Here is a 25,078-nt window from a genome sequence, read left to right as displayed (position 1 = left end):
CAAATAGTTTCGAAGGCCGCAGCCTAAGTTCGCCCGGTTGCGCAACTGTTAATGAGACTGCGCTGGCCCGATCACACGGTCGCGCTGACGATCTTGTTCCGATTGAATGACCAGCGGGTGCTGACGGCGTTGGAAACGCTCCCCATTTCGGGCGCGCCGGCGACCGGCGCGGGCGGGCCATAGTAATTGCCCTCGGGCGCAGGCGAGGGCAGACTCGTCACCGCCATTTTGACGATCTGAAAGGCGCCGGCGCCGACAATGATATTGCCTGATATTTCGGCAAAGGTGCGTGGGTCATTATCGGAATAACCGACTCCAACGTAGCAATACTTTAGAATGTTGTTCGAGATGAGCGCAGTAACCGTATTTTGGTCGGGGGCGCCTTGGCCGTTCCATGTTCCAGAAAAGATCGCCGCTATGCCCGCCGCTTCCGCGTATTCGATCGTATTGCCATCGGCAATGCAATCCGCAGCAAGCCAAATCCCAACGCCATGTGTTATGCGGCTATAGCCGCCACTGACGCCGTCTGTATATTCGGTGAAAGTGTTTTTCTTGACATAATATATGGCGTTTCCAGTTATTGTCGCACGACGGCTGCCGGCGTTATTATTGACACAGACTATTCCGCCGCCGACATTATTCAATGTGTTCCCAGAGATGACGACATTTGTCCAACCGCCTGCATAATCGGCAGGGTTCTCTACAAAGATGGCCACCTCGCGCGCGGCGTCGACCTGATTGGAGGAAATAGTAACGTCTTTGCAATAATTTACTCTGATAGCAGAGTAATTGGCATTTGATATGAAATTATCGGCTATGCGTAGGAAGCGCAAGCCATTGCAAGCAATGGCGTTGCCCCATTGCCCGCTTCCGCCAGAATTATTGAGGACGGTATACACTCGATTTCGTTGAATGATTGTTCCATCAAAATAAGTTTGCGATACGGCCCAGGGCGACCGATAGCATTCGATGCCGGTGTTGAGGCTGTTGGTAAGATAGTTATTCTCTATCGTCAGCCCGGCCCCGTTTACGCTGCTCAGGGAGGCGCTGCAATTATCGCAGCGGTTGCCGCTGACGCGGCCTTCAGCGCCATAGAGATACAGACCAGACGAAGTGGAGCGCCAGAAAAAACAATCCTCCACCACCATGCGATCGGCATTGAAAAACTGCAGCAGGCCATTTTGTCCGCCTAGTGGCTTGTTCTCGCCGTCGAAATTCAATCCCCTGATGACAACCCCCGGGATGCGGGAGGATGTTGTTCCCGATCCAATCTGCATAACGAAAGCATTGCTCGTCGACGATCTCAGTTGCACGCTATCTTTTCGTGCGTAAATCGTCACTGTTCCACCGATAATGACGGATGCTTCCGTATAAATGCCAGGCGCGATAAATAGCGGCAGCCCCGTCGATTGCGCGAGATTGATGGCGCCTTGCAGCGTGCCCGTCCCCGCTGCAGTCGAGTAAACGATATTTGTTGGCGAGGATGTAATCGAAGGCATATTTTACTCCCAAAAGTCCTAGGCGAAATGTGCGAGATATACGCCGAACTCAATGGACTCGGCGCAGTCGTTGCCAAAAAAGACATTGTCGCGCCCTGCATGGGAATACATCGCCACGCGGCTGAGACTGATCCTGTTATTCGAAATCCTTGCCCCCTGGCACTCCCATAGGGCGACAGCGGCCTGCGGCGCCCCTTCGAAGACACAATCCGAGACGGAAAAACCATCGACGCGCCAAGCTGTAAGCAAGCCGTTGAAGCGTTCTGGCGCATAAGGAAGGGTGTCGATCGGGCGCTCGAGAGGATTGACGCCCATGGCGTGCGGCAAGGAGCCTCCCGAGAACGTCAGGCCGCTCAAGGAGACGCCAGAAAGACGTTCACGCCCGGCTTGTGGACGCACGTCAATCGTAAAGCTTTCCTGCCCCATCGGTTTGATGATCGTCCTGCCGGGCGTTCCGCGCACCGATAGAGGCGCGTCGATTACAAATCCGCGGGTACGAAAAACCCCTTCGCCGAATTCCAATGCGAGGCCGCGCCGAGACGTGAGATGAATTGCTTCTTGCAGTGTTGCTCGACTGAGCGATTTATCGCTGACCCGGTCGGCGGCAACGAAAAGGCGGTCGCCGAACTTCTCAACGAGAAAGATAGGGAGGCCGTCAGCGGCCCAGGATGGCGCCGACGCCGCGCCGATCGACAAAGGAAGAAGCTTTACGAAACTGCGACGATTCATGTATAAAATCCTGGAACTACTTTTCTTGAGCCAATAGCTGAAGCCTATGTTTGAAATCTTAGCGCGTCAAGGTGGTGGAGGCCGGGCTTTCATAACAATGAAGGTGCTGTATCCTGAGGCAGCCGGTGGCAGACCGTGAATTGGCCTCGATAACAGACCCGTCCATGAACTTCAGCGCCAAAGAGAGCCAGGCCGTTCACTCGATGCTCGAAAGGGCGGCCTCGAACGACGTGGATGCGCTCACGCGTGATCTTGAAGCCTCTCCACAGGGGCTTTCCGAGGCGGAAGCGGCGCGCCGCCTCAGGCGGCATGGGCCCAACCGCGTCGCCAGCGAAACGGGCGGCGGCGTCTTTCGCGAGTTGGCGCGCAATGTCTTCAATCCGCTGAACGGTCTTCTGCTCACGCTCGCGGTCGCTTCCTGGGCGTTGAGCGATCGACGGGCGGCGATCGTCATCTCCGCAATGGTGATCCTCAGCGTCCTTCTTGCGTTCGTGCAGGAGCATCGCTCCAACGCCGCCGCCGCGAAGCTGCGCGCGATGGTGCGCACCCATGCCTCGGTGCGCCGTCCCGAGCGCGTCGACAGCGACGATCCTTTCGTCGAAATCTCCCTAGAAGAGCTGGTTCCCGGAGATATTGTGCGGCTCGCCGCGGGCGATATGATCCCGGCGGACCTTCGCATGCTGACGACGAAAGATCTCTTCGTCAATCAATCGGCCTTGACCGGCGAGTCGATGCCGGTCGAGAAATTTGCGCATCGCGTTGCGGCGCCCGTCGATCTCTCGGAGGCCGACAATCTCGCCTTCATGGGCTCGAATGTCGTGAGCGGCTATGGCGAAGCGATTGTCGTTGTGACGGGGAGGGACACTTACTTCGGCGCCATTGCCGATAAGATCGTCGAAGCCGATAGCTCTACGGCCTTCGATGAGAGCGTTCGAAAATTCACCTGGCTGATGATCAGCTTCATGGCGGTCATGGCGCCGCTCGTGTTTTTTGTGAATGGCTACCTGAAAGGGGACTGGCTGGGCGCCTTTCTTTTTGCAGTCTCCGTCGCGGTCGGCCTGACCCCGGAAATGCTGCCGATGATCGTTACGGTCAATCTCGCCAAAGGCGCCATGGCGATCTCACGAGAAAAGGTGATCGTGAAGCGCCTCAACGCCATGCAAAACTTCGGCGCGATGGATGTGCTGTGCACCGATAAGACGGGCACGCTGACGCAGGACCGTATCATCCTCAAGCGTCACCTCGACATCTTTGGCGAAGACTCTGACCGCGTCCTGGAGTTTGCCTATCTCAATAGCCATTTCCAGTCGGGATTGCGCAATCTCCTCGACGTCGCCGTGCTTCAACACGCAGAGATAGAAGAGCGGCTCTCGCCCCAGCACAGTTTCAAGAAGATCGACGAGATACCCTTCGATTTCGAGCGCCGCCGCCTATCGGTCGTGGTGGAGCGCGACGACGGCGAGCGGCTTCTGATCTGCAAGGGCGCGGTCGAAGAGCTTTTCGCCGTGGCGACCCGTTTCGAAGCCGTCGAGACTGAGGGCGCGCTCGATCCTTCGCATCTCGAAACCGCCAAGCGTGAAACGGCTATGCTCAACGCCGACGGCTTCCGGGTTATCGCCGTCGCCTATAAATCCGCGCGGCGCGAGCAGAGCATTTTCACGCCCGCGGATGAGAAGGAGCTGACGCTCGTCGGCTATATCGCTTTTCTCGATCCGCCAAAGGACAGCGCCGCCCAGGCCATCGCCGATCTGCACAACGCCGGCGTCGCCGTGAAGATATTGACAGGCGATAACGACATAGTAACGCGCAAGATCTGCCGCGATGTCGGGCTGGACATCGAACGCCTCGCGCTCGGCGCCGAGATCGAGGCGATGGACGACGCGACGCTTGGCGGTTGCGTCTCCGACATCACCGTCTTCGCCAAATTGTCGCCGCCGCAGAAAGCGCGCGTCGTGGCCGCTCTGCGCGCCAACGGCCATGTCGTCGGCTATCTCGGCGACGGCATCAATGACGGGCCAGCGTTGAAAGCTGGCGACGTCGGCATTTCGGTGGATTCGGCGGTCGATATTGCGCGCGAATCCGCGGATATTATTCTGCTCGAAAAGAGCCTCTCCGTGCTCAATGACGGGGTCGTCGAGGGCCGGAAAGTCTTCGCCAATATTCTGAAATATGTGCGCATGGGCGCGAGCTCCAATTTCGGGAACATGTTCAGCGTGCTCGGCGCAAGCGTTTTCCTTCCCTTCCTGCCGATGACGCCCATTCAAATACTCACCAACAATCTTCTTTACGATTTTTCGCAAACCGCGATCCCGACCGACGAGGTCGACGAGGAGTTTATCGCGCAGCCGCGCAAATGGGACATTGGCGGCATCGCGAAATTCATGCTCTATCTGGGCCCCGCCAGCTCCGTCTTCGATTACGCCACCTTCATCCTGATGGTTACGGCCTTTGACGGCTGGAACAATCCAGCGCTCTTCCAGACAGGCTGGTTCGTGGAATCCCTCTTCACCCAGACGCTCATCATCCACGTCATCCGCACGAAGAAAATCCCCTTCATCGAAAGCCGGGCGAGCACGGCTCTGCTGCTGACGACTGTTCTGGTCTGCCTCATCGGCGCGGCGCTGCCCTATTCGCCCTTTGCGTCCGCCTTCGGCTTTGTGCCGCTGCCGGCGTCCTATTGGCCGGCGATTGCCGTCTTCCTCATCGGCTACGCTATTCTCGCCCATATCGCCAAGACGGCCTTCTTCAAACGCTTCGGAGATTGATCCCTCCAAGCGCAGCAGGAGACAAAGACGCGCCCGCCCGCTTGGCCGGGAACAAAGCCATGATCGAAGGGATTTAAGGGCTTCTAGCGCGCGTCCGCTCGCATGGATCAGCGGAATGCGCTCTAGGACGTCTTTCCCTTCGGAGGACGCCGATGCGGCGCATGCTCCTTGCCACTCTTGTTTTCGCCTGCGCGCTTGTCCTTGCGGGTGCGCTCGCGCTCACGCAGCGCCCGCGCGAGTCGCAACGCGCAAGAAGCGCGGCGGAGATCGACGCGATCCTCGAAGGTCTGCGTTTGCCGGAAGACTTTTCCATCTCCCTCTATGCGCGCGCCCCTGGCGCCCGCACACTCGCGGTGGGGCCGAGTGGCAAAGTGATTTTCATCGGCACAGGCGCCGATAATACCGTCTATGTGCTGGCGCCCGGCGGCGGTCACGGGGTTCGTGTGGAGCGCCTGGAGCTGGCCTTCGAGTTCGATCTGCCGCACGGCCTGTGCTTTTCGCCGGAGGGAACGCTTTTCATTGTCGAACGCAACCGCGTGCTCAGCATCCCGAACGCCGAAGAAGAATGGCGCCGGCCGCACGCGCGCATTGTCGTTGCGAAGGGCGACCTCATCCCGCGTCAGGAGGAAAGCGACGGCCATACGCTGCGCGTCTGCCGCGTGGGGCCGGATGGCAAGCTTTATATTTCGCTCGGCCAACCCTATGACGTCGCACCGAAGGAGAAGCTCGCCTTCTACGAGCGCACCGGCGTCGGCGGGATCATCCGCATGAATCCCGACGGCTCTAAGCGCGACGTTTTCGCGCGGGGCGTGCGTAACTCGGTGGGCATGGATTTCAACCCTGCCGATGGGTCGCTCTGGTTCACCGACAATCAGACGAATGAGCTGGGAGACGATAAACCGCCCGGCGAATTGAACCGCGCGCCGATCCCCTGGCTGCACTTCGGCTTTCCCTGGTACGGCGGCGGGCATGTGCGCACGGCGGAATATGCGTCGGACGAGCCGCCGCCGGGCGTCATCTTTCCGGAGGTGGAGGAAGAAGCCCACGCCGCTGACCTCGGCATGGTTTTTTACACGGGCGACACTTTCCCGAAAAAATATCGGGGCGGCATTTTCTCGGCCCAGCACGGCTCGGGCGCCCGGACGCAGCCGGTCGGCGCGCGGCTGATGTTTACGCGCCCCGGGCCGGATGGAACGGGCGGCGTCAGCGAACCTTTCGTCGAAGGTTGGAACAAGGGCTCGATGCCCTATCTCGGCACCCCGGTCGACGTGGCGCAGACGCCCCATGGCGATCTTCTTGTCACGGACGACGAGAATGGCGCGATTTATCGGATCAGCTACGGGCGCTCGATTATCGCCGGCGAGTGACGGCGCGGCATTGCCGTTTGGCAGGCGCGGGGCCATTTGCTTGGAAAGCAAGCGAGTTGGAGCGGGATGATGCAAGTTGCGATCAGAAAGGCCGCCGAGCGGGGAATGGCTGACTTCGGCTGGCTCGACAGCCGCCACAGCTTTTCCTTCGGCCAATATTTCGACCCCGACCATATGGGCTTCGGGCCGCTGCGGGTCATCAATGAGGACCGCGTCGCGCCGGGGGGCGGCTTTCCGACCCATCCGCACAAGGACATGGAGATCATCTCCTATGTGCTCGACGGCGCGCTCGCGCATAAGGACAGCACCGGCGTCGGCTCGATCGTCCGCGCCGGCGACGTGCAGCGCATGAGCGCCGGGACCGGCGTGCGCCACAGCGAATATAACGCCTCGGATCGCGCCCCCGCCCATTTCCTGCAAATCTGGATCGTGCCGGAACGCGAGGGCCTCGCGCCGGGCTATGAGCAGAAGCGTTTCGGGCCGCAGGAAAAGCGCGGTCGCCTGCGCCTCATTGCGTCACACGACGGACGCGACGGCTCCCTCACCATCCATCAAGACGTCGATCTTTACGCAACTCTGCTGGCTTCCGGCGAAAGCGTATCCCATCAGGTCGCGCCGGGCCGGGCCGCCTGGGTGCAGGTCGCGCGCGGGCATGTCATGGTGAATGGCGAACGTCTGGAGGCCGGCGACGGGATCGCGGTGAGCGAGGCGGACGCCATTCGTCTCGAAGGGCGCGACGACGCCGAGGCGCTGGTCTTCGATATGGCGGTCTGAGCCCTCACTCCAAATGCGCCGGCGCCTCGAAAGCTTCCCTTTCAGTGATGATGGTTAGCGTGGCGTTGGCGCTTTTGGGTTTGGGGCCAGTCGAGAATAACGTCAGCGCGAAATTTGCGCCTTCGCGCTTGCTCTCGATAAAGAGCGGATCCGCGACTTCGGCGAAAACATCCTGAACCATGCCGGGCCCGGTGACGCTCAACCGCCAGGAGTCGCCGTCCTTCTTCAACGACAATCGTTTGGCCGCTTCCGCGCCGCTGATCTTCACCGGAACGCGCTTCTCGGCGGCGTTGATCGCGCTCGCAAAGGGCGAGGCGCCGGACTGTGGCAGCACCAGGGAAAGCTCGGCTTTTGCGGGCAGGCAGATCTTGCCGCAGGCCGCGTAGTCGAGGTCGAGGGCGAGCGTCACCGGCGCCTTTGGGTCCTTTGGCGTAACCTTGAGCGGGAAGATCACGGTCTCGTCGTAACCCGCGACGATCGTGCCCGCTTCGTCCAGATGCTTGGGAGCCGGAAAGGCGGTTTCGACCTTGGCGACATTGATCGATTTCGAGAAATCGAACACCGGCGGCGAGCCCGCTTCGCCCGGTTGGCGCCAGTAGGTGGCGGTCTTGGGCGCGAGGCTGATTTCGACGCCCGCGCGATAAGCGCCGCCTTCCAGCGGGCCGGCGGAGAGCAGCCTGACGGCGGAAACCGTTCCCTTGGCCGGCGCTGTCGCAAAAGCCGGCTCGGCGGCCCGCGCCGGCGCGATGGCCAGCGCCGCGGCGAGCGTGACTGTGCAGGCGAAAAAGACGCGCATCTTCGGCTTTGGCGTAGTCATCGGGTCTGGTTTCCGGTCGGCTGGCGCGATTTATCCACGCCGCTTGTTAAGGGGGCGTTGCAGGCGTAGCATGAAGCTATGAGTAGGTTGCGCCCCAAGCAAGTTTCCGAAGAGTCTTCCGCTGGCGACGCTCGGACTCCCGGCCGACGATATCTGGACGGGCAGCTGCTGGTGGCGATGCCCGGCATGACGGACGAGCGTTTTGCGCGCTCGGTGATCTATCTGTGTGCGCATTCGGAAGAAGGCGCGATGGGCATCGTCGTCAACCAACCTGCTCGGGTGAAGAACTTCCCCGATCTTCTCGTGCAACTGCAAGTGATCGCGCCCGAAGAGCGCATCAGGCTGCCGAGCGGCGCCGAGGAGATTCAGGTGCTTTCCGGCGGCCCGGTGCAGACCGACCGCGGCTTCGTGCTGCATTCGCCGGATTTCTTCCTCGACAACTCGACCTTGCCAATCGACGACGGCGTGTCGCTCACGGCGACAATCGACATTCTGCGCGCCATCGCCGCGGGCGAGGGGCCGCACCATGCGCTGCTCGCGCTCGGCTATGCGGGCTGGGACGCCGGACAGCTCGAGGACGAAATCCAAAAGAACGGTTGGTTGCATTGCCCGGCCGATCCGGCGCTGCTGTTCGATCGGGACCTTGGTAGCAAATATGTGCGCGCCCTGCGCTCCATGGGGGTCGATTTGGAGCGGCTGTCGTCCATCTCGGGGCACGCGTAGCGTTTGGATGCGTGGCTGAGACCGTTTCCGTTTGAATAGCTCGCACTGGGGCATGTCATTCCCGGCGGGCTGAAAGCCCGACCGGAAATCCAGAGCCGCAAGAGCGCTGGTTCTGCTCTGGATTCCCGATCGCGCTACGCGCGTCGGGAATGACCGATCAAGCGGTTTGAGTATGATACGCGCATCCTCAAATCGCTGATAAAGTGGCGATGACGCCCCTCGTGCTTCGAGACGCCTGCTGCGCAGGCTCCTCAGCATGAGGAGCTTCTGCAATTTCGTCAAACACTTAGGCCTCATCCTGAGGAGCGAGCGACGCTCGCGTCTCGAAGGACGAGGCCGCCTCGGAGGTTTGTCAACGATGCGCGCCTGAGCCGCGCATCTTTGTTTACGGCGCTGGATTGCTGTGAAGCTGGTGGATCTCGTCGATCCGCGCTTCGATCTCGGGCGTGATCTCGATGCTCTCTGAATCCAGGTCGGTTCGAAGCTGCGCCATCGTCGTGGCGCCGATGATGTTCGAGGTCACGAAGGGGCGCGACGTGACATAAGCCAGGGCAAGCTGCGCCGGGTCGACGCCGATCTCTCTGGCGAGCGCGAGATAGGCGCCGATCGCCGACTCGACCCCGGGCGTTTCATAGCGCTGGCCGCGTTCGAAGAGCGTCGTGCGCGCGCCGGGCGGTCTTGCGCCGCCCTGATATTTGCCGGTGAGATAGCCCTGCGCGAGGGGCGAATAGGCAAGGAGGCCGACGGCCTCGCGCTCGGCAAATTCGGCGAGGCCCATCTCGAACGTGCGGTTGATCAGATTATAGGCGTTCTGAATCGAGACGACCCTCGGGCCGTGGCCGAGCTCCGCCGCACGCAGGAAGCGCGCGACGCCCCAAGGCGTCTCATTGGATAGGCCGATGTGGCGGACCTTGCCGGCCTTCACCAGCTCGTTCAGCGCGTCCAGCGTCTCTTCGATCGAAACTTCAGGGCGCTTGGAGGGCGGCCGATAGGTCGTCCCGCCGGCGCCCCAGAGCGGCAAAGAGCGGTCGGGCCAGTGCAACTGGTAGAGATCGACATAATCGGTCTGCAGGCGCTTCAGCGAGCCCTCGATCGCAAAATGGATATTCTTACGGTCGAGGACCGTGCCCCCGCCCCCGTCGCGCAGCCAATGCGCCTCGCCGCGCCCGGCGACCTTGGTGGCGATGATCACCTTGTCGCGGTTTTTGCGCGAGGCCAGCCACGAGCCGATGATGCGCTCGGTCGAGCCTTGCGTCTCCGGGCGCGGGGGGATCGAATAGATTTCCGCCGTGTCGATGAAGTTGACGCCGCGCGATAGCGCATAGTCGAGCTGCGCGTGGCCTTCCGCCTCGGTGTTCTGCTGGCCCCAGGTCATGGAGCCAAGACAAATGGCCGAGACGGAGAGGTCGGTGGCTCCAAGTTTTCGGTATTCCATATCGCGCCCTAACGGAGAAATTCGCTCGATTGCAGATTCATGCGCAATTCGAAGCTCTGAAATTGCGTGAAGATCGGGAGAAGCCAGGCTTTCAGCGCCGCGCGCACGACGATGGATATATGGGGTGGCGGCGCGTGCAAGAAGGTCGACAGCGAGAGTTCGGCGTCGTCGAGGGCCGCGGCGATGGCGCTTTCGAGCTTCGGGATCACCAATTTCCCGCGCGCGGGGTAGCGGGCGAGGATGTCGTGCGCCTCGGCGCGCAGCGGCGCAGCCCCCTCATTGTGGATGACCGTCAGCCACAAATTCGGCCAGGTGGTGTTGAGCAGCCGGGCGTTGCTCGCAGCCGTCTGCGAACTGTCGGCCTGGAAGAGAATGATCGGTTCGACGCCGGCGCGGCGCGCCTCCTCCAGAAAGCCGATTTCGGCGATCGTGGCGAAGAGCTGGTCGTAGGAGCGGCTCCAGACGTCGACGATCTTGGGGGCGTCGTCGGCGACCAGCAGGCGGTCGAACAGGGAAATCTGTCCCTTGACGTCGCCAATATCGACAACGCGCGCGACCTTCGGAAAAAGCAAGGCGTAGTTAGGCTCGCGCGAATCCGTGTCGAAACCTTCGACAGGGACCCCGCGCGAGAGATAATAATCGGTCAGCAGGCGCGCCGCCGTTGTCACGCCAGTGCGTGAATGCGGCGAGCAGACGAAGAAGACGAGGGTGCGGCGACTCATTTCATCCTCTTGACGAGGGCGACGCCGCCTTCGTCTCAACGTGCCTTGGCCACACCCGATGTGACGAGATCGAGAAGTCCGACCCGCTCGAATTCATCCGCGACTCTCGCGAGCCATGTGCGCACGTAACCGCGCAGGACGAAAGAGTGATCCGCCGGTTCGCCTTCCGCCGTCTGATTGGCGATGAAGGTCGAATAGGGCGTCCCTGCGAGCTCGACCTGTTCATATGCCAATTCGCCGAGCTTCGGGATGGTGATCTCGCCTGTGGTGTTCACGTCCTCGAAATATTTCGAGTGGGTCTGCGGGTCCCATTCGAAGAAGGTCGTGTCGTTCACATGGTTCTTCACCATGAAGTAATTGGCGTCGGACATATAGGGCGCTATCTCGGCGATCTCGTCGAGCGAGGCGATCGAGGGGCCGATGACGTGGAGCAGGATGAAGCGGAACTCGCCCGCCTTCACCGCGTCGAAGAAGCCGATCTCGTCGAGCGCTTCGAGCGCGGGGCTCAAGCCGCCGGCGCGCACGTCGATCACGCTGACCTTCGCTTGCGACGAATTCAGCGTGTCGATGATCTTCATCTGATCGGCGGTCGACGTCAGATCGACGATCATCGTCTCTTCCGGATGGAAGCGATACAGCGTCCCGCGCGGCGTCTCGGTGTCGAAGGCGCGGGCGTCGAGATTGTTGAGGGAAAGGAAGTCGAGGACCGCGCGCGCGATCGTCGTCTTCCCGACGCCGCCCTTGTCGGCGCCGACGACTATGACCGTTGGTTTCATAATCGCTCCCGAGGATTGCTGAGGCGGCGTGATTTCTCTCACGTCGCGGCGCGGCTCCGGCTCCTTTTTCGGAGGCGGCGTTTCTTTCGCGGTCTTTATTGGCCTTTTTACCATGAGGTCTCCTCTGGCGATGAGCGCAGCCCTTTCGCCCACCGCTCCGATTGGTCACCTGATTCTTAACAAACATGGATTCTGGCCGCTTGTCATGTCCCAGCTATGAAATTTGGCGGCGCCATATTTAACGGCAAACAGATGTGATTTTAGTCCATATGGCATATTTTAGAAGTGAATTGACTTACGTGCGATTTAGAGTATCTAACCGTTCGAAATACAGAACGCCACTGCTGTGGCGATTTCCGCCTCAACGAAAAGCCCATGAGCATTGCCTTGGAAACTGCCGTCGACCCATCCCCCGTTCCCCTGGAGCCCGAGGCGCCGTTCTTGCGCGTCGAGGACCGGAACGGCGTCATCCACGAGCTGGCGGCCGTAGAGGGCTGGCGGCTGATGGAGATATTGCGCGATTACGGCATTGGCATGGAAAACACCTGCGGGGGCGCGCTGGCCTGCGCCGAATGTCACGTGGTGCTCGACGCCGGTTCGGCCGCCCGCGTGCCGCCGCCGCAGGAGGACGAGCTCGAAAAACTCGACGAGCTGCCGATGCTCTACGAAAATTCGCGCCTTGCCTGTCAGATCATCTGGTCCGACGAGATGAGCGGCCTCTCCCTCAAGCTGGCGCAGGAGACGTGATGACCGCGCTCAAACATCCGCAGATACTCTTGGCCTCCGACCTTGCCGACGGCGAGGTCGTGTTTCTGGGCGCCGAAAGCTGGGAGCGCGACCATCGGCGCGCCCGCGTCGCGCGCGACAAGGAAGAGGCCGCCGCGCTGGAGGGCTTCGGCAAGGCGGAGATCGCCAAAAATCGCGTCGTCGACGTTTATCTCGCCGATGTGGACGTCGGCGCGGACGGCGTTCCGACGCCCTTGCACTACCGCGAGAAGATGCGCCTCAAGGGGCCGAGCGTGCGCCCCGATCTCGGCAAACAGGCGAAAGGAGGCGCTTGAGATGACCGCTCACGATCCCAGTCTGGCGCGGCCGAACACGCCGGTCACGACCTATCGCTACGATGAATTCGACGCCGCCTTCGTGCGCGAGCGCGTCGCGGAGTTCCGCGAGCAGGTGCGCCGGCGTCTCGAAGGCTCTCTGACGGAGGAGGAGTTCCGCCCCTTCCGTCTGATGAACGGGCTTTATCTGCAACTCCACGCCTATATGCTGCGTGTCGCCATTCCCTATGGCACGCTGACAGCGCGGCAAATGCGCCGCCTTGCCGACATCGCCGATAAATATGATCGCGGCTACGGCCATTTCACGACGCGGCAGAACCTCCAATACAACTGGCCGAAGTTGATCGACACGCCGGACATTTTGGAGGCGCTCGCGGAAGTCGAGATGCACGCCATCCAGACCTCCGGCAATTGCATCCGCAACGTGACCGCCGACCATTTCTCGGGCGTCGCGCCGGACGAGATCGAGGATCCCCGCGCCACGGCCGAATTCCTGCGCCAATGGTCGAGCGCCCATCCCGAGTTCTCCTTCCTGCCACGCAAATTCAAGATCGCGGTGACAGGCGCCGAGCACGATCGAGCGGCGATCATGGTTCACGACATCGGTCTGCGGATCGTGAAGAATGCGGCGGGCGAAGTCGGCTATCAGGTTGTGATCGGCGGCGGACTCGGGCGCACGCCTTTCGTGGGCAAGGTTCTCCGCGACTATGTGCCGCGGGCCGATCTCCTCGCTTATCTCGAGGCGGTCATGCGGGTCTATAACCGCTTCGGCCGTCGCGACAATAAATACAAAGCGCGCATCAAGATCCTCGTTCACGAGAAGGGGATCGAGGAAGTGCGCGCCGCCGTCGAGGCGGAATTCGCCGCGATGGATCGCTCCGCGTTTTCCTATGACCCTGCCGAATTCGAGCGCATCGCCGGTTTCTTCACGCCGCCGCCTTACGAGGCGCTGCCGGCGGAGTCGGCGAAACTGCGGGCCGAACGCGTCGCGCATCCGGCCTTCGGCAATTTCGCCGAGGTCAACGCCGCGCCGCACCGGGTTCCGGGCTACGCCATCGTTACCGTGTCGCTGAAGCCGATCGGCGGCATTCCCGGCGACGCCACCTCGCAGCAGATGCGCGCTCTGGCGGAGGCGAGCGAACGCTTCGGCTTCGGCGAGCTGCGGATTTCCCATGAGCAGAACGTCATTCTGCCGCATGTGAAGCAGGACGATCTATTCGATCTGTGGAAGCTGCTCGACGGCGCGGGGCTGGCGACGGCGAACGCCGGTCTCGTCTCGGACATCATCTCCTGCCCCGGGCTCGATTACTGCGCGCTGGCGACGGCGCGCTCGATCCCGATTGCGCAGGCGATCTCCAAGCGCTTCTCCGATCTCTCGCGCCAGCGCCGGATCGGCAAATTGGGCATCAAGATTTCCGGCTGCATCAACGCCTGCGGCCACCACCATGTCGGCGCGATCGGCATTCTCGGGCTCGAAAAGAAGGGTCAGGAATCCTACCAGATCACGCTTGGGGGCGATCCGACCTTCTCGGCGTCGATCGGCGAAATTCTCGGCCCCGGCGTCACGGCGGAGCAAGTGCCGGACGTGATCGAACACATTGTCGATTTCTATCTGGCCGAGCGCCAGGAGGGCGAGACATTCATCGAAACATGGCGGCGCATCGGTCATGCCCGCTTCAAGGACGTGCTGCGGCGGGAGGGTGAAGATGGCGCTGATATCTGAAGGCCGCTTTATCGAAGACGCCTGGCGCCGCCTCGCCGACGAAGAGGCGCTGCCCAAGAGCGGCAAGATAATCGTGTCGCTGTCGCGTCTCGAACATGCTGTCGCGCATCTCGAGGCGGGCGTCGCGCTCGGCGTCCTCGCGCCGAACACCACAGAGCCCGAGGCGCTCGCGGCTGCGCTGCCGCGCCTCTCGCTCATCTCCATCGTCTTCCCCGCCTTCGCCGATGGACGCGGTTTTTCGCTGGCGCGGCTGATCCGCAGGGCTGGCTTTACGGGCGAGCTGCGCGCGAGCGGGCGGCTGCTTGCCGATCAGTATCGCCATGCGCTCGGCTGTGGCTTCGACACGATCGAAATTCCCGACGATCTCGCCGAGCGGCAGGATGAATCGCAGTGGCAGGCGGAGCGCGCGGCGCATGCGCGCACTTATCAGCGCGGTTATGTCGCGCCGGGCTCCATCCTCGACGCGCGGCGCAAGGCGGCGGCGAAATGAAGGCTTGGTTGCTTCGCCAGGGCTCCCGTTGGGTGCTCGATTCCCGGTTGGGCCTTCGGTCCGCCGACACTTTGGGCGCGCTCAGATCATGAATCCTTCCATCCCGGAAATACTCGGCCCGCGTCTCGCGCCGCTTGATCTCGATCTCCGGCTCAAGCTCGTCCGCGAGTTCATCCCCGGCCGTATCGTCTTCACGACGAGCTTCGGCGTCGAAGATCAGCTCGTCACCCATTCGATCTTCACGCAGGGCCTCGATATCGACGTCGTGACGATCGACACCGGACGCCTGTTTCCCGAAACCTATGCGCTCTGGGAAGAGACCGAAGCCCGCTACGCCCGGCGCATTCGCGCCGCCTATCCGCAGGCGGCGGCGCTGGAGGCGCTGGTCGAAGAGCAGGGCGTCAACGGCTTTTATAAATCCGCCGAGGCGCGCAAGGCCTGCTGCCATGTGCGCAAGGTCGAGCCGCTTTCTCGCCTGCTGGCCGGCGTCTCCGGCTGGATCACGGGCCTGCGCGCCGATCAATCCGCCGCGCGCGCCGAGGTTCCGCTCGTCGCCTTTGACGCCAATTACCGGGTGATCAAGATCAATCCGGTCCTCGACTACAAGCGCGAAGACATCGTCGCCGCGACCCAGGAGTTTTCAATCCCCGTGAATGAACTCCACGCCAAGGGTTTCCTCTCCATCGGCTGCGCGCCCTGCACGCGGGCCATTGAGCCCGGCGAAGACGAACGCGCCGGCCGCTGGTGGTGGGAGCAGGACGACAAGAAAGAGTGCGGCCTGCATGTCGGCGAGGATGGCGTTCTGCGTCGCGGTCCGGCGCCTGATTCCGCCTCGCCGGAGGTTTTCGAATGAGCGCGCTTCCGACCCGTTCGCTCGGCCATCTGGACCGCCTGGAAGCCGAAAGCATTCACATCATGCGCGAGGCGGTCGCCGAGTGCGAGCGGCCCGTGATGCTGTTTTCGATCGGCAAAGACTCGATGGCGATGCTGCATGTCGCCAGAAAAGCCTTCTATCCGTCGAAGCTCCCGTTCCAATTGCTCCATGTCAACACGATGTGGAAGTTCCGGGAGATGATCGAGTTTCGCGACAAGATCGTCAAGGAATGGGGCCTGGAGCTCGTCGAATATATCAATCCCAAAGGGATTGAGATGAACATCAGCCCCTTCGTCCATGGCTCGAAGCTCCATACCGAGATCATGAAGACCGAGGCGCTGAAGCAGGCGCTCGACAAATATAAATTCGACGCGGCCTTCGGCGGCGCGCGCCGCGACGAGGAGAAGTCGCGCGCCAAGGAGCGCGTGCTGTCCTTCCGGACAGCGCAGCATCGTTGGGACCCGAAGAACCAGCGGCCCGAATTCTGGCGCCTCTACAACACCCGCAAGGCGCCGGGCGAGAGTCTGCGCATTTTCCCCATGTCCAATTGGACCGAAGCAGACATCTGGGACTATGTCGCCCGCGAGAACATCCCCGTGGTGCCGCTCTATTTCGCGAAGGAGCGGCCGGTGGTGCGCCGCAGCGGCACGCTGATCATGGTCGACGACGCGCGCATGGCGCTCGAACCCGGCGAGACGATCGAGCGCAAGATGGTGCGTTTCCGCACGCTCGGTTGCTATCCGCTGACCGGCGCCATCGAGAGCGAGGCGGCCACGCTCGACGAGATCATCACGGAGATGCGCGAAAGCCGCACCTCCGAACGGCAGGGCCGCCTGATCGACCAGGACGGCTCCAGCTCCATGGAGCAGAAGAAGCAGGAAGGATATTTCTGAGATGCAGGGCGTCGAGGTCATGGAAGCCCCCGCGCCGGCGGTTGCGCGCATCGCCGCGGACAAGCCGCTCCTGCGTTTCATCACCTGCGGCTCGGTCGACGACGGCAAGTCGACGCTGATCGGCCGCCTGCTTTACGACGCCAATCTGGCGCCGGACGATCTCATCGCCGCGCTCGAAACCGACTCCAAGAAGCACGGCACGCAGGGCGATGATCTCGATTTCGCGCTGCTCGTCGACGGGCTCGCGGCGGAGCGCGAGCAGGGCATCACCATCGACGTCGCCTATCGCTATTTCGCGACCGACAAGCGCAAGTTCATCGTCGCCGACACGCCCGGCCACGAGCAATATACACGCAACATGGCGGTCGGCTCCTCGACCGCCGATCTCGCCATTCTGCTCGTCGACGCTCGCAAGGGCATTCTGCCGCAGACGCGCCGCCATAGCGTCATCAATTCCATGTTCGGCGTGCGCCATGTGGTCGTCGCCGTCAACAAGATGGACCTCGTCGGCTACAGCGAGGACGTGTTCCGCAAGATTGTGGCGGACTTCCACGAGTTCGCGAAGAATCTCCACTTCGCCTCGATCTATGTTGTGCCGCTCGTCGCCAAGGACGGCGACAATCTCGTCCATGCAAGCCAGCATATGCCCTGGCACGACGGACCGTCGCTCCTCGCTTATCTGGAAGGCGTCGCGGTCGAAGACGTCATGCGCATCGCGCCTTTCCGCATGCCGGTGCAATGGGTCAATCGCCCGAATCTCGATTTCCGCGGATTCTCGGGCTTCATCAGCGGCGGCAATATCCGCCCCGGCGACATTGTGCGCATCCTTCCCTCCGGGCGCGACACGCGCGTCTCGCGCGTCGTCACCTATGACGGCGATCTGGAGAGCGGCGTATCGGGCCAGTCGGTGACGATCACGCTCGCCGAGGAAATCGACTGCTCGCGCGGCGATCTGTTGAGCTCGCCGGTCTCACCGGCGCAGGTCGGCGACAGGCTGGAGGCGAAGCTCCTCTGGCTTGTGCGCGAGCCGCTGACGGCCGGCAAGAGCTATCTGCTCAAGATCGGGACGAAGACGACGCCCGCGGTCGTCAACCTCGTGCAGTCGCGCATCGACATCGAGACCGGGCTCGCGACGCCGCTTGGCGCGGACGAGACGCTCGCCTTCAACGAGATCGGCGAAGCGCAGCTCTCGCTCGAAACCGTGGTCGCTTGCGATCCCTACGTCGAGAACCGCGAGACCGGCGGCTTCATCCTCATCGACCGCATCACCAATGAGACTGTCGCGGTCGGCATGGTGAAGGAGGTTTCGGCCTCCAGCCGCCGTGTGGCGGCGCCTTTGACCGACGTCAGCTATGCCTCGATGGAGGGCGTCGCGCTCGATCAAGGGAGCGTGCTGTCGACGCCCAAGCGCAGCCTGCTGAAGGCGGCCTCCTGGCTGGTCCCGGCGACCCTGATCAATTTCGTCATCGTGAACGCCTTGTTGAGTGACGCCGTTGTGTCGTTCGAGATCGCGATCGCCCAGACGATCGCGATCTCCGCGCTGCGTCATTTCCATGAGCGCTTCTGGACGCGCTCGGCCTTCGGTCTGGAGAGCAAAGAGGGGCCGACGGCGGCGAACGATCCGGGGATTTGAGCCGGACGAGGGGCTTTCTGGCGAAAAGACGGACTTTCTTGCCGGGCTCTGCCGCGTCGTCCGATCGAGAAGGCGGCCGCATGATCCCGCTTCGGCGCCGCTCGGAATGGGGTATAAGACCGGCGCATCTTTCCGAGATCTCTCCGTCCCCCGACGTCGAGGCGGCATTCGCGCAGTCGATCGCGCCGAGCCGAGGGACAGCGCAGGAGCCATTATGAACAAGCCCGTAAGCCCGGATCATTTCGACGCGCCCGCCGCGGCCATGTTCGAGCGCTATCGCCGCGCCGATTCGCCGAAGCCCGCGATCTGGAACGACACGCTCGACCTGCTTCTCGCGCACCGGTCGCACCGCAATTATCTCGACCAGCCGCTGCCGCCCGGCGCGCTCGAAATCATCACCGCCGCGGCGCAGTCCGCGTCGACCTCCTCCAACCTTCAGGTTTGGAGCGTCGTCGCCGTCGAGGACGAGGACCGCAAGAATCGCCTCGCCGATCTCGCGGGCGGCCAGCAGCATATTCGCGACTGCAAGCTCCTGCTGATCTGGCTTTGCGACCTCGCGCGGCTCGAAAACCTTGGCAAAGAGAGGGGCCGCGACGCGGCGGCGCTCCCCTATCTCGAAATCTTCATGACCGGCGTGGTGGACGCCGCGCTCGCCGCGCAGAACGCCGTCGTCGCGCTCGAATCCATCGGGCTCGGCTGCTGCTATATCGGCGCCATGCGCAACAAGCCGGAGGAAGTGGCGAAAGAGCTGAACCTGCCGCCCAATGTCTTCGCCGTCTTCGGCATGACCATCGGCGTCCCCGACCCGGGCGCCAACGCCGGCGTCAAGCCGCGCCTGGGCCAGGCGGCGGTGCTGCATCGCGAGCAATATCAGTGGGGCGACGCGCAACGCGAGGCGGTCGAGACGCTCGATACGGTCTTCAAGGATTTCCAGAAGGAGCAGCGACTGCCCGAGCAGGGCTGGATTCGCCAGGTGCTGTCGCGCGTGCGCGGGACAGATGCGATGAGCGGCCGCGATCGCCTGCGCGACGCTTTGAAGGCGCTCGGCTTCGAGTTGCGTTAAACCCACCACAACATTGGCGAGGGCGGCTTCTCGCTTTCTCCAGCGACAGGCGCTCTCGTGACCCTTACCCTCGACAGACCCGCGGCAATTCCAGTCGATGGCGACCGCGTGGTCGCCAAGGTTGCCTGGCGGCTGGTGCCGCTTCTCGCCGCGGGTTTCTTCGTCTCCTATCTCGACCGTGTGAACGTCGGCTTCGCCGCGCTCACCATGAACAAGGAATTGGGCTTCACGCCCGAGTTCTACGGCTGGGCGGCGGGCGTCTTCTTCATCGGCTATTGCCTCCTGGAGGCGCCGAGCAATTACGTCATGCACCGCGTCGGCGCGCGGCTGTGGCTCGCGCGCATCATGGTGAGCTGGGGCGTCATCGCCGCCGCGACCGCTTTCATCTGGAGCGAGAACAGCTTCGTTGTCCTGCGCGTGCTGTTGGGCGCGGCGGAGGCGGGCTTTCCGCCAGGCGTCATTCTTTATCTCACGTACTGGGTTCCCGCCGCGCAGCGCGCGCGCATTCTGGCGGGGTTCCTGATCGCCGTGCCGCTCGGCAGCGCGATCGGTTCGCCGATCTCGGGCATGATCCTGTCGACCATGGATGGCGTCTCAGGCGTCGCCGGTTGGCGCTGGCTTTATTTTCTGGAGGCGTTGCCGTCGATCGCGCTTGGCCTCGTCTGTTTCTTTTATCTTCCCGACCGCCTCGCCGACGCCAAATGGCTCGCCCCCAACGAGCGCCGATGGTTAGAGGCCGCGCTGGCGCGTGAAGCGCCGGCGCATGAAGAGAATTACTGGCGTGCGCTGGCCGATCCTCGCATTCTTACGATTGGGGCCGCCTATTTCGGGCTGGTTCTCGCGCTTTACGGGCTCAGTTTCTGGCTGCCGCAGATCATCAAGGGCTTTGGCGCGAGCATCCTCGCCGCGGGCTTTCTCACCGCCATTCCCCATGGCTGTGGCGCTGTGGCGATGTGGCTTTGGAGCCGCAGCTCGGATCGGCGCGGCGAGACGGTCGCTCACACGGCAAGCGCCGCGATCGTCGCGAGCGTCGGCCTTGCATGCGCCGCCTATGCGCCGACGCCTGTATTGGCGATGGTCGCGCTGACTGTCGCGGCTTTAGGGTCCGCCGCGGCGCTGCCGACCTTCTGGAGTTTCTGCACATCGACGATCGGCGCGACCGATGCGGTTGTGGGAGTCGCGCTGATCAACTCGATCGGCAATCTCTCGGGGCTGGCGGGGCCTTATTTCATCGGCGTCGTCAAAGGCGCCACGGGCGAATTCTCCGACGCCCTGCTAGTCCTTGCCGCCGGCCCGCTGCTGGGGGCGGCGATGATCTGGCGGATCGGGCGCGCTTCGCGCGATGCACGCAAATGATACGAATTCCGCTTGAATAGCTCGCATTGGCGCTTGTCATTCCCGACGGGCCAAAGGCCCGATCGGGAATCCAGACACCGAACCAATCAAGCGGATTTCGTATGACGCTGACTACCCCTCGATCTCCTCGCGCTTGATTTCCAGCTCCAGCCATTGCTCCTCGGCGGCGGAGAGTTCGTTCTCCACCGCAGCGAACATCTTGCTCGCCTTCGCAAATCTCCCTGGGTCCTTGGAATAAAGTTCGGGATCATCGAGCAGCGCCTGCAACTTTGTGCGCTTGACCTTCAGCTCCTCCATTTTGGCGGGCAAGGTCGTCAGAGCATGCTGTTCCTTGAAGGAGAGCTTGACCCTTGCCGGTTGCCGTTCGGCGGGCTTTTCTTTCGGCCCCTTCTCCTTCGGCGTCTCGCGCATCGCGGCGCCGCGGGCCTCGACGCCCTTGCCGCGCTGCGCGACCATATCGCTGTAGCCGCCGGCATATTCGACCCAGCGGCCGGCGCCGTCGCTCATCAACACGCTCGTCGCAATGCGGTCGAGAAAGTCGCGGTCATGCGAGACGACGATCAGCGTGCCGGGATAATCGGCGAGCATCTCTTCCAGAAGATCGAGCGTCTCCAGGTCGAGATCATTGGTCGGCTCGTCGAGAACGAGGAGATTCGAGGGTTTGGCCAGGGCGCGCGCGAGCATCAGACGGCCGCGCTCGCCGCCGGAGAGTTTGCCGATGGGCGTGCGCGCCTGCTCCGGCTTGAAGAGGAAGTCCTTCATATAGCCGACGACATGGCGCCGCTCGCCATTGATCTCGACCATATCCGAGCCGCCGCCGGTGAGGGCGTCCTGCAGGGTGGTCTCCGGCCTCAGGCTGGCGCGGCTCTGGTCGAGGGTCGCCATTTCCAAAGCGGCGCCAAGCCGCACCTTGCCGCTGTCGGGCGGCAGTACTCCGGTCAGCAGTTTGATGAGCGTCGTCTTGCCCGCGCCATTGGCGCCGACGATGCCGAGCCGGTCGCCGCGCAGGATGCGGGTCGTAAAATTCTCGACGATAGTTCGCTCGCCGTAGCTCTTGCTGACCTTGATCGCCTCGATGACGAGCTTGCCGGAGAGATTGGCCTCGCTCGCCTCCAGCTTCACCTCGCCCGTCGGCATAACGCGGTTCCGGTGCTCGGCGCGCAGCGCATGCAAGCCCGCGAGACGCTTCATGTTGCGCTTGCGGCGGCCAGAGACGCCATGGCGCAGCCAATGTTCCTCATTGGCGATCTTGCGCTCCTGCTTGTGCGCCTGCTTCTCTTCCTCCTCCAGCTCGCGGTCGCGCCAGGGTTCGAATTCCTTGAAGCCGCGCGCGAGATGCCGCGCCCGGCCGCGGTCGATCCACACGGTCTCGCGCGTCAGATCCTGCAGAAAGCGGCGGTCGTGGCTGATGATGACCATGGCCGAGCGTAGGGAGGCGAGCTTTTCTTCGAGCCAGAGGATCGTCGGCAGGTCGAGATGGTTCGTCGGCTCGTCGAGCAGCAGAATGTCGGGCTCAGGCGCGAGCGCGCGGGCGAGGGCGGCGCGGCGGGCTTCGCCGCCGGAGAGGTTCGACGGGTCTTCCTCGCCCGTGAGGCCCAGCTCGAGAAGAAGCGTCGTTGCGACATGCGGATCATCGAGCGGCCCGAGCCCCGCCTCGACATAGGCGGCGGTGGTTTTGAACCCCGAGAAGTCCGGCTCCTGCGGCAGATAGCGCAGCGAGGCGCCCGGCTGCAGAAAGCGCGTTCCCGCGTCCGATTCCAATTCGCCGGCGGCGATCCTCAAAAGCGTCGATTTGCCCGAGCCGTTGCGGCCGACGAGACAGATGCGCGCGCCCGGCGCGACCGACAATTCGACCCCTTCCAGAAGCGGCTTGCCGCCGAGGGTAAGCATGACGCCCTGAAGGGCGAGAAGGGGAGGGGGAGCCATTGCGCGAACCGGATGTTGCCTAGAGGAGAGGCTTTTTCCACCGGCGCGCGGCGTTTGTCACGACTTTACTCGGGGATGCGCATGTCAGCGCATGATCCTGAATTCGGAGCCCCCGTCATGGCCGCGCTTGTCGCGGCCATCCACGCCGCGCCGAGACGGAAAACTGAGAACATGAGCGGAACAACGCCGCTTCTTCTACCCGCGTGGCGTAATCCCGGCGTGGATGCCCGCGACAAGCGCGGGCATGACGCGGCTGCGTAGGGGTTTGTTAACCTGGTTCGGGCGCCTCCCGGCTCTGGCGCGGGGGTTAGCCCCCCAGGCCCAGGGCTTTGCGCACCCGCGCTGAATAGCCGTAGAGATCAGGCCGCTGCACCAACCGTCCCATATCGTCCACATAGGCGGTGAAATAGACGATATGCACCGGCAAGGGCTTGGAGAGATTGATGTAGCGCTCGCTGGGGCCGACGAGTTTCTTCACTCGCTCCTCCGACCAGCCCGGTCCGAGCACGGCCTCCGCCAGAGCGAAGGGCTGATCGACGCGCATGCAGCCGTGGCTGAAGGCGCGGTGGGACGCCGCGAAAAGCCCGCGCGACGGCGTGTCGTGCATGTAAACGGCGAAATCATTGGGGAAGACGAATTTGATGCGGCCGAGCGCGTTCTTCTCGCCCGGCGGCTGGCGCACCACCATCTGCCCGTTGCGATAGGAAACCTGATAGCCGTCGCCGACCCCGCCGTGCCACTCCTTCTGGATGATCGACTGCGGCACATACCAGGACGGGTTGACGATGATCTCCACCATCTCGTCGGAGAAGATGGGCGTCGGCGTTTGCTCCTTGCCGACGATCACGCGCGTGCGGTGGGTCACCGCGCCATTGCGGATGACCGCCAGCTCGAAATCGGGGATGTTTACCTCGATGCGATCGTCGCCCATGTCGCGTGGCAACCAGCGCCAGCGCTCCATATTGGCGATGATCTCATTCTCCAGCGCCGAGGTGGAGGGGCCGCCGAGCGTCTCCATGCGGCGGCGTTTCGATTTGACGGGCGGCAGAGCGTCGGTCTGAGCGACGCCCTCCTCGGCGGCGGCAAAGAGCGAATCGAGCGGCGGCGCATTGGCGCCGCGCGTCTTGAGCTCGACCAGTTTCTCACGCAGTTGCTGATAGCCGTAATGGGGCGGGTTAAAGCCCTGCAGCGTCTCGCCCGCGCGATAGCCGGCGGCGGCGACGTCGGCCACGGCCTGCGCCGGATCGGGAAGCGCCGTTTTGGCGCCGATGAGACGGGAGAGCCGCTCGGGCTGCAGCCGTCCGCCGCGCGCCTGGAAGGCGTAGGTTGCGACAGCTTCGGAGAGCGCAAGCTCGTCGGCGGCGCTGGACGCGCCTTTGTCGGCTTCCGGGATCGTTACGCCGCGAAGGTCCAGCCCGTCTTCATTTGCGGCGCGCAGGCGCGAGACCGCGGAAGCCGCGCCCTCGCGCCAGCCATTGGCGTCGGTCCAGAAGGGCTCGAATTTGCGCGCCACATAGGCGGCCGCGATCTTGGCGCGCATCGCCCGCCGCGCCGGGTTGCGGGCGGCTTCAGGACCCGAGGTCCAGTCCTGAAGCGCGAGCGCGAGCCCGCGCTGGTGGTCGGGCAGCAGGCTCCAGGCGAGGTCGAGGCTGTCCGGCTCCGCGGGCTCGGCTTGCAGCTTTGCAGCCGTGACGGCCACGACCGGCGGCGCCTCCGGGGCTTCGAGCGGATCGAGCGGCGCCGCCGTGGGGAGCCTGGCGAGACCTGTCAGCGCGACGGAGGCCGGCGGCGCGAAAATATCGACGCGGCGCGGCGCGGCCCCGGCTGGCGCAACGGCGAAAACCGCGGCGAAAGCGGCGGCGGAAAGGAAGAAACGGGCAATAGATATGCGAGCCTGCATGGGCTGCCCCTTAGAAACCGGGTGCGCGGCGCTGGTTTCATAAACCTGAATTATTAAGGATGTGGACGCGTCGCCGCCGGAGCGCCGCGTCAGGCTCCGTCACAGTATCTAGCGCGAGGGGGGCAGGCTGTTAACCAGCGCACATGGCGGCAGACAATTCGTGTGTCGCAAAAAGAGACACTGTGGCGGGAGGGCAACATGAGGGATGGGGACGAGATCGACCGGCGACGGGGCGGCGTCCGCAGGGGGCCGACGTTTCTGCGCCGCCATAGCTTGGGGCAATTCGTCATTTGACCCGCGGCGCGCCGTCGCCTTACTCATAAGTTATGGAAGGATACGGAGCCTTCGAGAATTTTTCCCTGTTCGGCGGTCCGCTTCACCGTTTGGCGGGGCGCTTGGGTCTCGCCCACAAGGGGAGGAGCGCCTTTGCGCTGGGACTGGCGCTGGGCTTGCTATCCTGGTCGATTCTATTCGCCTTGGCGCTGATCGAGGGCGTCAGTCACAAGTTTTTTTCGCTCTCGGTGATTGCGGCGCATGTTCGCCTGCTCGTCG

The 25,078-nt window shown here is 63.0% G+C and carries 21 protein-coding genes; 13 read left to right on the top strand and 8 right to left on the bottom strand.

Annotation, left to right across the window (positions count from 1 at the left end; all coding sequences use genetic code 11):
- Positions 1–71: 71 nt before the first annotated feature.
- Both QNA11_RS12185 and QNA11_RS12180 read right to left on the bottom strand, forming a co-directional pair.
- A complete protein-coding gene (locus QNA11_RS12185) occupies positions 72–1,499 on the bottom strand; it encodes a TIGR03808 family TAT-translocated repetitive protein (protein ID WP_283483249.1) in 1,428 nt (475 codons plus the stop codon).
- An 18-nt stretch (positions 1,500–1,517) separates the two neighbouring features.
- Positions 1,518–2,228, bottom strand: coding sequence for a right-handed parallel beta-helix repeat-containing protein (locus QNA11_RS12180; RefSeq protein ID WP_283483248.1), 711 nt, complete (start codon positions 2,226–2,228; stop codon positions 1,518–1,520).
- Positions 2,229–2,392: 164 nt separating this feature from the next.
- On the opposite strand from QNA11_RS12180, the gene mgtA reads away from it, so the two are divergent.
- From mgtA to QNA11_RS12165, 3 genes are all read left to right on the top strand, one after another.
- Entirely contained in the window at positions 2,393–4,993 is a 2,601-nt protein-coding gene (mgtA, locus tag QNA11_RS12175) for a magnesium-translocating P-type ATPase (RefSeq protein WP_283483247.1), read from the top strand.
- 152 nt (positions 4,994–5,145) lie between these two features.
- The gene (locus tag QNA11_RS12170) at positions 5,146–6,360 is read left to right on the top strand and encodes a PQQ-dependent sugar dehydrogenase (RefSeq protein WP_283483246.1); all 1,215 of its coding nucleotides are present in this window, start codon (positions 5,146–5,148) and stop codon (positions 6,358–6,360) included.
- A gap of 105 nt (positions 6,361–6,465) precedes the next feature.
- On the top strand, positions 6,466–7,134 hold the full coding sequence (locus QNA11_RS12165; RefSeq protein ID WP_283483245.1) for a pirin family protein: 669 nt from the start codon (positions 6,466–6,468) through the stop codon (positions 7,132–7,134).
- Positions 7,135–7,138: 4 nt separating this feature from the next.
- Here QNA11_RS12165 and QNA11_RS12160 read toward each other — a convergent pair whose 3' ends face one another.
- Positions 7,139–7,951, bottom strand: a complete 813-nt coding sequence (locus QNA11_RS12160) for a protein-disulfide reductase DsbD domain-containing protein (protein ID WP_283483244.1) — start codon at positions 7,949–7,951, stop codon at positions 7,139–7,141.
- Positions 7,952–8,029: 78 nt separating this feature from the next.
- Here QNA11_RS12160 and QNA11_RS12155 point away from each other — a divergent pair, with 78 nt between their 5' ends.
- Positions 8,030–8,674 carry a YqgE/AlgH family protein gene (locus QNA11_RS12155; RefSeq protein ID WP_202074023.1) on the top strand — a complete coding sequence of 215 codons (645 nt, stop codon included), beginning with the start codon at positions 8,030–8,032 and terminating at the stop codon, positions 8,672–8,674.
- Between the two features lie 385 nt (positions 8,675–9,059).
- Here QNA11_RS12155 and QNA11_RS12150 read toward each other — a convergent pair whose 3' ends face one another.
- Genes QNA11_RS12150 through QNA11_RS12140 form a run of 3 tightly spaced genes read right to left on the bottom strand, consistent with a single transcriptional unit; the run spans position 9,060 to position 11,610 of the window.
- Positions 9,060–10,109: an NADP(H)-dependent aldo-keto reductase gene (locus QNA11_RS12150; RefSeq protein WP_283483243.1), complete on the bottom strand. Its 1,050-nt coding sequence runs from the start codon at positions 10,107–10,109 to the stop codon at positions 9,060–9,062.
- Positions 10,110–10,117: 8 nt separating this feature from the next.
- On the bottom strand, positions 10,118–10,831 hold the full coding sequence (locus tag QNA11_RS12145; protein WP_281930368.1) for a hypothetical protein: 714 nt from the start codon (positions 10,829–10,831) through the stop codon (positions 10,118–10,120).
- Between the two features lie 35 nt (positions 10,832–10,866).
- Complete coding sequence (locus QNA11_RS12140; protein WP_202074133.1) at positions 10,867–11,610, bottom strand: hypothetical protein; 744 nt, start codon at positions 11,608–11,610, stop codon at positions 10,867–10,869.
- A 372-nt stretch (positions 11,611–11,982) separates the two neighbouring features.
- Between QNA11_RS12140 and QNA11_RS12135 the strand changes: the two genes are divergently transcribed.
- The 9 genes from QNA11_RS12135 to QNA11_RS12095 all read left to right on the top strand — a co-directional run bounded on the left by QNA11_RS12135 (position 11,983) and on the right by QNA11_RS12095 (position 20,700).
- Entirely contained in the window at positions 11,983–12,354 is a 372-nt protein-coding gene (locus QNA11_RS12135) for a 2Fe-2S iron-sulfur cluster-binding protein (protein WP_202074020.1), read from the top strand.
- Positions 12,354–12,668: a DUF2849 domain-containing protein gene (locus tag QNA11_RS12130; RefSeq protein ID WP_202074019.1), complete on the top strand. Its 315-nt coding sequence runs from the start codon at positions 12,354–12,356 to the stop codon at positions 12,666–12,668. Before QNA11_RS12135 ends, QNA11_RS12130 begins: the two co-directional genes overlap by 1 nt.
- A 1-nt stretch (position 12,669) precedes the next feature.
- Positions 12,670–14,391 carry a nitrite/sulfite reductase gene (locus tag QNA11_RS12125; protein WP_283483242.1) on the top strand — a complete coding sequence of 574 codons (1,722 nt, stop codon included), beginning with the start codon at positions 12,670–12,672 and terminating at the stop codon, positions 14,389–14,391.
- Positions 14,375–14,881 (top strand): DUF934 domain-containing protein, encoded by a 507-nt coding sequence (locus QNA11_RS12120; protein ID WP_283483241.1) that lies wholly within the window; start codon positions 14,375–14,377, stop codon positions 14,879–14,881. Before QNA11_RS12125 ends, QNA11_RS12120 begins: the two co-directional genes overlap by 17 nt.
- Positions 14,882–14,969: 88 nt before the next feature.
- Positions 14,970–15,734, top strand: coding sequence for a phosphoadenylyl-sulfate reductase (locus tag QNA11_RS12115; protein WP_283483240.1), 765 nt, complete (start codon positions 14,970–14,972; stop codon positions 15,732–15,734).
- The gene (gene cysD, locus QNA11_RS12110; RefSeq protein ID WP_283483239.1) at positions 15,731–16,648 is read left to right on the top strand and encodes a sulfate adenylyltransferase subunit CysD; all 918 of its coding nucleotides are present in this window, start codon (positions 15,731–15,733) and stop codon (positions 16,646–16,648) included. Before QNA11_RS12115 ends, cysD begins: the two co-directional genes overlap by 4 nt.
- 1 nt (position 16,649) lies before the next feature.
- The gene (cysN, locus tag QNA11_RS12105) at positions 16,650–18,281 is read left to right on the top strand and encodes a sulfate adenylyltransferase subunit CysN (protein ID WP_283483238.1); all 1,632 of its coding nucleotides are present in this window, start codon (positions 16,650–16,652) and stop codon (positions 18,279–18,281) included.
- Between the two features lie 214 nt (positions 18,282–18,495).
- Positions 18,496–19,344: an NADPH-dependent oxidoreductase gene (locus QNA11_RS12100; protein WP_283483237.1), complete on the top strand. Its 849-nt coding sequence runs from the start codon at positions 18,496–18,498 to the stop codon at positions 19,342–19,344.
- A gap of 57 nt (positions 19,345–19,401) precedes the next feature.
- Positions 19,402–20,700 carry an MFS transporter gene (locus tag QNA11_RS12095; RefSeq protein ID WP_283483236.1) on the top strand — a complete coding sequence of 433 codons (1,299 nt, stop codon included), beginning with the start codon at positions 19,402–19,404 and terminating at the stop codon, positions 20,698–20,700.
- Between the two features lie 111 nt (positions 20,701–20,811).
- Here QNA11_RS12095 and QNA11_RS12090 read toward each other — a convergent pair whose 3' ends face one another.
- Both QNA11_RS12090 and QNA11_RS12085 read right to left on the bottom strand, forming a co-directional pair.
- Positions 20,812–22,626: an ABC-F family ATP-binding cassette domain-containing protein gene (locus QNA11_RS12090; RefSeq protein WP_283483235.1), complete on the bottom strand. Its 1,815-nt coding sequence runs from the start codon at positions 22,624–22,626 to the stop codon at positions 20,812–20,814.
- A 307-nt stretch (positions 22,627–22,933) separates the two neighbouring features.
- Complete coding sequence (locus QNA11_RS12085; protein ID WP_283483234.1) at positions 22,934–24,526, bottom strand: L,D-transpeptidase family protein; 1,593 nt, start codon at positions 24,524–24,526, stop codon at positions 22,934–22,936.
- Between the last annotated feature and the right edge of the window lie 552 nt (positions 24,527–25,078).

It is taken from the genome of Methylocystis sp. JR02 (genome assembly GCF_030063565.1).
In the GTDB taxonomy this organism is placed as follows: Bacteria; Pseudomonadota; Alphaproteobacteria; order Rhizobiales; family Beijerinckiaceae; genus Methylocystis; species Methylocystis iwaonis.
The sequence above is the reverse complement of the archived record's forward strand: the minus strand, read 5'-3'. Positions and strand labels throughout refer to the sequence as shown.

Coding starts and splice junctions, on each gene's coding strand:
- QNA11_RS12085 (WP_283483234.1), bottom strand. CDS start 24,526: ATGCAGGCTCGCATATCTATTGCCCGTTTCTTCCTTTCCGCCGCCGCT.
- QNA11_RS12090 (WP_283483235.1), bottom strand. CDS start 22,626: ATGGCTCCCCCTCCCCTTCTCGCCCTTCAGGGCGTCATGCTTACCCTC.
- QNA11_RS12185 (WP_283483249.1), bottom strand. CDS start 1,499: ATGCCTTCGATTACATCCTCGCCAACAAATATCGTTTACTCGACTGCA.
- cysD (WP_283483239.1), top strand. CDS start 15,731: ATGAGCGCGCTTCCGACCCGTTCGCTCGGCCATCTGGACCGCCTGGAA.
- QNA11_RS12130 (WP_202074019.1), top strand. CDS start 12,354: ATGACCGCGCTCAAACATCCGCAGATACTCTTGGCCTCCGACCTTGCC.
- QNA11_RS12135 (WP_202074020.1), top strand. CDS start 11,983: ATGAGCATTGCCTTGGAAACTGCCGTCGACCCATCCCCCGTTCCCCTG.
- QNA11_RS12165 (WP_283483245.1), top strand. CDS start 6,466: ATGGCTGACTTCGGCTGGCTCGACAGCCGCCACAGCTTTTCCTTCGGC.
- QNA11_RS12150 (WP_283483243.1), bottom strand. CDS start 10,109: ATGGAATACCGAAAACTTGGAGCCACCGACCTCTCCGTCTCGGCCATT.
- QNA11_RS12160 (WP_283483244.1), bottom strand. CDS start 7,951: ATGACTACGCCAAAGCCGAAGATGCGCGTCTTTTTCGCCTGCACAGTC.
- QNA11_RS12120 (WP_283483241.1), top strand. CDS start 14,375: ATGGCGCTGATATCTGAAGGCCGCTTTATCGAAGACGCCTGGCGCCGC.
- QNA11_RS12115 (WP_283483240.1), top strand. CDS start 14,970: ATGAATCCTTCCATCCCGGAAATACTCGGCCCGCGTCTCGCGCCGCTT.
- QNA11_RS12180 (WP_283483248.1), bottom strand. CDS start 2,228: ATGAATCGTCGCAGTTTCGTAAAGCTTCTTCCTTTGTCGATCGGCGCG.
- QNA11_RS12155 (WP_202074023.1), top strand. CDS start 8,030: ATGAGTAGGTTGCGCCCCAAGCAAGTTTCCGAAGAGTCTTCCGCTGGC.
- QNA11_RS12170 (WP_283483246.1), top strand. CDS start 5,146: ATGCGGCGCATGCTCCTTGCCACTCTTGTTTTCGCCTGCGCGCTTGTC.
- QNA11_RS12145 (WP_281930368.1), bottom strand. CDS start 10,831: ATGAGTCGCCGCACCCTCGTCTTCTTCGTCTGCTCGCCGCATTCACGC.
- QNA11_RS12125 (WP_283483242.1), top strand. CDS start 12,670: ATGACCGCTCACGATCCCAGTCTGGCGCGGCCGAACACGCCGGTCACG.
- mgtA (WP_283483247.1), top strand. CDS start 2,393: ATGAACTTCAGCGCCAAAGAGAGCCAGGCCGTTCACTCGATGCTCGAA.
- QNA11_RS12100 (WP_283483237.1), top strand. CDS start 18,496: ATGAACAAGCCCGTAAGCCCGGATCATTTCGACGCGCCCGCCGCGGCC.
- cysN (WP_283483238.1), top strand. CDS start 16,650: ATGCAGGGCGTCGAGGTCATGGAAGCCCCCGCGCCGGCGGTTGCGCGC.